Raw genomic sequence first — 6,453 nt, forward strand, 5'->3', positions numbered from 1 at the left:
CTGGCGCACTGTCCTCGACGATCTCATCAAGCGCGGGCTGCGGCGGCCCGAGTTTCTCATCGTCGATGGCGCGCCGGGGCTCGACAAGGCCATCGCCTCCGTCTGGGACGGAGTGCCGGTGCAACGCTGCACGGTTCACAAGCACAGAAACCTGTTCGCACATGCACCCGAGCGCCTGCATGACGAGATCACCGCGGATTACAACGACATGATCTACGCGACGACACCCGAGGAGATAGAGGTCCGTCGCAAGGCCTTCATCCGCAAATGGAGGCTCAAGCATCGTGCTGTCGCCGACAGCCTGGAAGAGGCAGGGGAACGCTTGTTCACCTTTACTCGCCTGCCGCCGAGCCAATGGCGCAGCTTACGCACCACAAATGCAATCGAGCGTTTGCACGAGGAATTCAAGCGGCGGATCAAGACGCAAACTGTTCTGCCGTCGGCCGACACCGCCGCGATGTTGTTCTGGGCGCTGCTCGCTTCAGGGCAGATCAACATGCGCAAAGTGGATGGTTGGCAGACCCTCGCCACAAAGCCCATCGATCAGCCGATTGACCTTGCCGCCTGAAACGATACCTTCATGTTACCGGAGAACGCGCCACACCGAATTCCAACCGCATTCCGGACGGCACCGTGAGAACTCCGAAACCGCTTGAGAACAAAGCGAACGAAGGTCGAATCGGTCAACTTGAGCAGAGGACGCCGGACGATGGATTTCGATCACAGCCCAAGAGCGCTGGAATTGCAGGCGCAGCTCTCCACCTTCATGGCGCGACACGTCTATCCCGCCGAAACCCTCTATGGAAAACAAGTCGAGAGCGGGCATCGCCACCATAGACCGCCGATCCTCGAGGAACTGAAACGTCTTGCCCGCGCGGAAGGGCTCTGGAACCTGTTTTTGCCCGGCGATCATGGCGCGGGCCTCAGCAATCTCGAATACGCGCCGCTTGCCGAGATCATGGGACGAATCTCGTGGGCGTCCGAAATCTTCAATTGTTCGGCGCCCGACACCGGAAATATGGAAGTGCTCTCGCTCTACGGCACCGCGGAACAAAAGAAGCGCTGGCTCGGGCCGCTCCTCGCGGGTGAAATCCGTTCGGCCTTCTCCATGACCGAGCCTGAGGTCGCGTCAAGCGATGCCACCAACATCCAATGCAGCATCCGCCGCGACGGCGAGGAATACATCGTCAACGGTCGCAAGTGGTTCACGTCAGGCGCCATGAGCGAGGATTGCAAAGTCCTGATCGTGATGGGCAAGACCGATCCCGGCAATCCGAACAAGCATCTGCAGCAATCGATGATCCTCGTGCCAAGGGAGACACCGGGTATCCGTATCGTGCGCGACATGCGCGTGTTCGGCTACGACGACGCGCCGGTCGGCCATCCCGAGATTGTCTACGACAACGTACGGGTTCCTGCCACGAACATTCTCCTCGGCGAAGGCCGCGGGTTTGAGATCGCGCAGGGTCGTCTGGGTCCCGGCCGCATCCATCATTGCATGCGATTGATCGGCTGCGCGCAGCGCGCGCTTGAGCTCATGTGCGCCCGCGCGCAATCACGCGTCGCCTTCGGAAAGCCCCTCGGCGAACAGGGTTCGGTGCGAGAGGATATCGCCAATTCCTGGTGCGAGATCGAACAGGCGCGCTTGCTGACGCTGCGGGCTGCCGAAAAGATGGATCGTGAGGGCAACAAGGCGGCGCGCGACATGATCGCGGCAGCGAAAGTCGTCGTGCCGAACATGGCCGCCCGCGTGATCGACCGTGCCATTCAAATCCATGGAGGCGCCGGCGTTTCCCAAGACACCTTCCTGGCGGAGGCCTATACTTATGCGCGTTTCATGCGGATCGGCGACGGGCCGGATCAGGTCCATCTCTCGCAGCTTGGGCGAGGACTACTGAAGCGCTATGGCACGTCCGCCTGATCGCAATGCCTTCTGTTCGCGGGAGCCAAGTATGACGAAGCAATATACCGAGGCGGAACTTGCGGATATCGCAAAGCCGTTCGAGGCCCATGCCATCGACGCTTTGCGCCGGGGCGATATCGGACGCGTCGGAACGCTGCTCGAGGCGATGCGGCAGGGTTCCGCCGGCCTCGACGCACTCTCCGGCCATACCCTCGCTCGAAAGGCCGGCAAGTTGCGTCGCGATTTCGGTGAGCAGCGCGCACGCGAGGTCCTGGCACGCATTGGCGCACAATTGATGCGAACCTGGGTCGAGCAATACGAGCGAGGCGACGAGCGCGGCGCGATCGCCGATCTCATTGCGATCTTCCGCGAGCAGGGCGGTGCAAAGCTTGCACCGCTGCAAGAAAGCAACGAGACCGTCGTGCTCGAACTCGCGCCCTGTGGCAGCGGCGGGCGCCTCGAGCGCCAGGGATTACCTGAGAAGCATCCGGACTGGTACGGCGGCTGGAGCGACGGCGTCAGCTCATTCTGCCAGATTTGCAAAGCTTGCCAGGGCGCGCTCAATGAGGCCGTGGGTTTCGACGCCTGGACGACGCAGAAAGGCCCGCAGGGTGCCTGCCGGCTAAGCTTCGCCAAGAACGCAAGCCGCAATCAAGCATTGTTCGACGAGGCCGAGCGCACGACGATCGTACAAACGCGCCTTGAACAAGCACGGACGAACCTCGCCAGTGGCGATATCGACGTCGAAAGCCTGCTCGCAGGCCAGCGCAAGGACTGGAAGCCCTGGCATGATTTCGGCGTTGTGTGCCTCGAATATTTCTACGCTGTCGCGATTGAGATGGGCGGACCCGACTATCTCGACGAAGTCCTGTCGCAAACCTACGAGCCGGCCTTCAACGCGGGGTTCCCGCGCTACGCGGCCATGAGCGACGATGAACTCGTGCGCGAGATCGCGCGCACCTGGAACTACCATTGCGCCGATTTCACGATCGAAGAAGAGGAGGATCGCTTCGTATTCCGGCTCGATCCCTGCGGCAGCGGCGGGCGTCTGTTCCGAGGCGAAATGTGGCGCGACATGTTCCACTATGGCGAGCCCCTGTCGCCGATCATGCCCGACCCGCACAACATAAACTTCAACCGCACCTGCGCGCCCACCTATTGCACGCACTGTGCGGCTTCGAACCGGGCTCAGTTGAGCGGCGGCTCGTCGGAAACCCATCCGTTGTTCTTCGTGATCGACGGCCATGCCCAAATGAAGCCCGGCGAGGCGTGCCGGCAGTTTTCATACAAGAAGCGGGCCGCCCGCGAGAAGGTCGATCCGGCGTTGTTGCGCCAGATCGGCTTGTCCAACCCAAAGCTGGGAGCCGGATGAGAATGGCAACTACCGCAGCAACGCACGCAAACCCGTTCGATCTTGCCGGCAAGGTTGCGCTTGTAACGGGGTCGACAATGGGGATCGGCGAGGGGATTGCGCGCACGCTCGCGCAGGCCGGTGCGCATGTGGTCATCAGCAGCCGAAAGGCGGAAGACTGCGTGCGCGTCGCGCAACAGTTCCGCGACGAAGGGCTGAGTGCCGAGCCGCGCGTTTGCCACATCGGCCGAATGGAAGACATAGCCTCGATGGCTGCCCATCTCAACATCACGCATGAGGGACTGGATATCCTCGTCAATAATGCCGTTTTGAGTCCGTGGCGCTCGATCGAGGACACCGACCCTCCGCTCTTCATGAAGGCGATCGAGGTCAACCTGCGTGGCAATTGGTATCTTTCCGTCGAGGCCGCGAAACTGATGAAACTTCGCGGCGGCGGCTCGATTGTCAATATTGCCTCGGTCGCAGCGCTCCATCCGGATAAAATGCTCGCGCTCTATTCGACGCTGAAAACCGCGATGATCGGCATGAGCCGCTGCTTTGCGCTCGAATACGGCGAATTCGGCATACGTGTGAACACAATCCTGCCAGGCGTCATCGAAACGAAGCTCGCGGACGCCTTCGACGGCCCCACGCGCGAGAATATCCTTCGGAGCACGCCCCTCGGGCGGATCGGCGCGCCTCAGGAAATCGGATATGCTGTGCTCTATCTGTGCGCGTCGAGCGGTGCGTTCGTCACGGGCGCGAGTCTCGTCGTCGACGGCGGCCTGTCCATCGCCTCGCATTAACTATTGCAGATGAAAGGAGGTTCGCGATGGGTCTCGACGGCAGGATCGCTCTTGTCTCCGGCGCTGCGCGCGGCATCGGCCGTGCCATCGCGCTTGCGCTCGCTTCGGACGGCGCGGATGTCGGCCTGATCGATATCGACGCAGGGGCCGAGGAGACGGCCGCGGCCGTGCGCGGCCTGCACCGGAGGTCTTGCGTCGTGCGCGCAGACGTCAGCAGTGCGGAAGAGATCGCAGCCGGCGTGGCGACCATCGTCGCCGAACTCGGATCCGTCGATCTCCTTGTCAACAATGCAGGCATTGTCAACAATATCGCGCCGTTCGCCAAGATGAAGCAGGCGGCGTGGGAGCGCGAGATCGGCGTCAATCTGACGGGCGCGTTCAATCTGGCGCGTGCCGTGATCGGGCCGATGGCGGAGCGCGGCTTTGGCCGCATCGTCAACATCTCGTCGGTGGCGGCGCGCGGCGGCCTGTTCAATCAGGCCGGCTATTCCGCCACCAAGGCCGGACTGCTCGGCCTCACGCATACGATCGCGCTTGAATACGCGCGTTTCGGCGTGACCTGCAACGCGGTCTTGCCCGGCCTCATCGGAACGGAAAACGTGCTCGGCATGCCCGCGGAGATCCGCGAGCAGGCAGTGGCGCAAACGCCGGCGCGGCGGCTCGGCAGACCCGAGGAGATAGCGCGATTGGTTGCTTTCCTTTGCGGCGAGGACGCCGGTTTCATAAACGGTGCCGAGATCGACATATCAGGTGGAGGTCATCTCAACACAATGGTACTCGGCAGCCGCAAGGAACTCTCGGGCGGTCCTCCAAAGGCATGAGAGTTCAAAGGATTTCCCGGATTTGGATGGAATGATGTGACCTCGTTGAAGTCGGCAAACGTGGATGACGAGCGCACGCGGAACTTGAGCCGGATTTTCGCTTCCCAAATTCAGGAGGTTGTGCGCGCCGCGTTGCAAGGCATCGACCATATAACCGACCTGCGACGCCTTCCGGGCGGCGCCAGTCAGGAGATTTGGACTCTTGAGGCTGTCGGGCCAGGCCTGCGTCGGCGGTTGATCCTCCGCAGGCAGCCGCCCGGTGCCACCTATCCCGACAAAATCAATCTCGAGATTGAGGCTGAGCTGATGCGGGTGGTGGAGGCGGCAGGCGTTCCAACGCCGCATGTCATTCACGTGCTTACTCCCGCTGACGGCATCGGGCGCGGCTTCCTGATGGAACACGTCGAGGGTGAAGGGCTCGGCCATCGGATCGTCCGGAGCGAAGCGTTCGCGGCGATCCGCCCGAAGCTCGCCTTTCAGATCGGCGGCATTCTCGCGCGCATCCATGGTGTGGATACAGCGCTGCTGCCCATGCTGCCCCGCAAGTCCGCGGCGAGCGAGGTTACCGACATGCACGAGACATACCGCCGGTTCAGCCAGCCGCGGCCGGTTTTCGAGCTCTCCTTTTGCTGGCTGCGCGAGCGCATGGACACAGATGCCGCGGCGCACACGCTCGTGCACGGCGACTTCCGCAATGGCAATATGATCGTCGGCCCCGACGGATTGCGAGCCGTACTCGACTGGGAACTCGCCCACCTCGGCGATCCCATGAGCGACCTCGGCTGGCTGTGCACCAACTCCTGGCGCTACGGCGAGATCGACAAGCCGGTCGGTGGATTTGGCGACCGCGACGACCTGGTCGCCGGCTACGAGGCGGCCGGTGGCGCGAAGATCGACCCAGCTGCCCTGCATTATTGGGAGGTGCTCGGGACTCTGCGATGGGGCGTAATGTGCATCGAGATGGGAGCGCGTGCAAAACAGTCAGATCGCCCGGTCGAATTGTCGATGATTGGACGGCGCGCATCAGAGGCGGAAATCGATCTCTTGCGCCTGATCGCGCCGCGACGGACGTGAAGCACATGCAGGACGATCCGACACCTGCCGAACTCACAATCGCCGTCGCGAAATTTCTGCGGCGCGATCTTCTGCCCTCGCTGAAGGGGCTACCAACGCATGGCCGGCATCTGCCCCTGGTGGGACGAGGCGCGCGGCAAGGCGCGCTAGAATCTTTGCGGTTCAGACTCGTCTTGGTCAATCTCGACCGAATTGGGCTGTCCGCGCCACGTCCGCTTTGCCCCCGTTCGCGACCTGATAGCGGATATCGCTCAAGGTCCGATTCGTGCCAACAAGCGACATCCCACGTGCTGACGGGCTAAACAAAAGCCGCCCGTGGGCGGCTCTCAATTCAATTCTGAGTATCGGGGATCAGACGGCCATCAAAGCCGGCTTTGGCTTCCGACGATGGGCTGCGCTCGCGGACAATGATTTCTAAAGGTCCCCGCCTCCCAGGATTTTTCTGCCAGCCGCAGCCCGGGACATCGCATCCTTGCAAGGATCGCTCACCGCTGCCAT

General features: G+C 62.2%; 6 protein-coding genes. All 6 read left to right on the plus strand.

Features of this window, described 5'->3' with window-relative positions:
- On the plus strand, nt 1-568 hold a 568-nt coding region (locus QZ213_RS22745), incomplete at its 5' end, for a transposase (protein WP_291688335.1).
- A 141-nt stretch (nt 569-709) separates the two neighbouring features.
- The gene (locus QZ213_RS22750; RefSeq protein WP_291688336.1) at nt 710-1,921 is read left to right on the plus strand and encodes an acyl-CoA dehydrogenase family protein; all 1,212 of its coding nucleotides are present in this window, start codon (nt 710-712) and stop codon (nt 1,919-1,921) included.
- A gap of 148 nt (nt 1,922-2,069) precedes the next feature.
- Nucleotides 2,070-3,275 (plus strand): hypothetical protein, encoded by a 1,206-nt coding sequence (locus QZ213_RS22755; RefSeq protein ID WP_291688337.1) that lies wholly within the window; start codon nt 2,070-2,072, stop codon nt 3,273-3,275.
- 2 nt (nt 3,276-3,277) lie between these two features.
- On the plus strand, nt 3,278-4,060 hold the full coding sequence (locus tag QZ213_RS22760; RefSeq protein ID WP_291688338.1) for a glucose 1-dehydrogenase: 783 nt from the start codon (nt 3,278-3,280) through the stop codon (nt 4,058-4,060).
- A 26-nt stretch (nt 4,061-4,086) separates the two neighbouring features.
- The gene (locus QZ213_RS22765) at nt 4,087-4,881 is read left to right on the plus strand and encodes an SDR family NAD(P)-dependent oxidoreductase (protein ID WP_291688339.1); all 795 of its coding nucleotides are present in this window, start codon (nt 4,087-4,089) and stop codon (nt 4,879-4,881) included.
- 36 nt (nt 4,882-4,917) lie between these two features.
- Nucleotides 4,918-5,955: a phosphotransferase family protein gene (locus QZ213_RS22770; RefSeq protein WP_291688340.1), complete on the plus strand. Its 1,038-nt coding sequence runs from the start codon at nt 4,918-4,920 to the stop codon at nt 5,953-5,955.
- Nucleotides 5,956-6,453 lie beyond the last annotated feature (498 nt).

Origin of the sequence: Bradyrhizobium sp. (assembly GCF_017881085.1) — a bacterium.
In the GTDB taxonomy this organism is placed as follows: Bacteria; Pseudomonadota; Alphaproteobacteria; order Rhizobiales; family Xanthobacteraceae; genus Bradyrhizobium.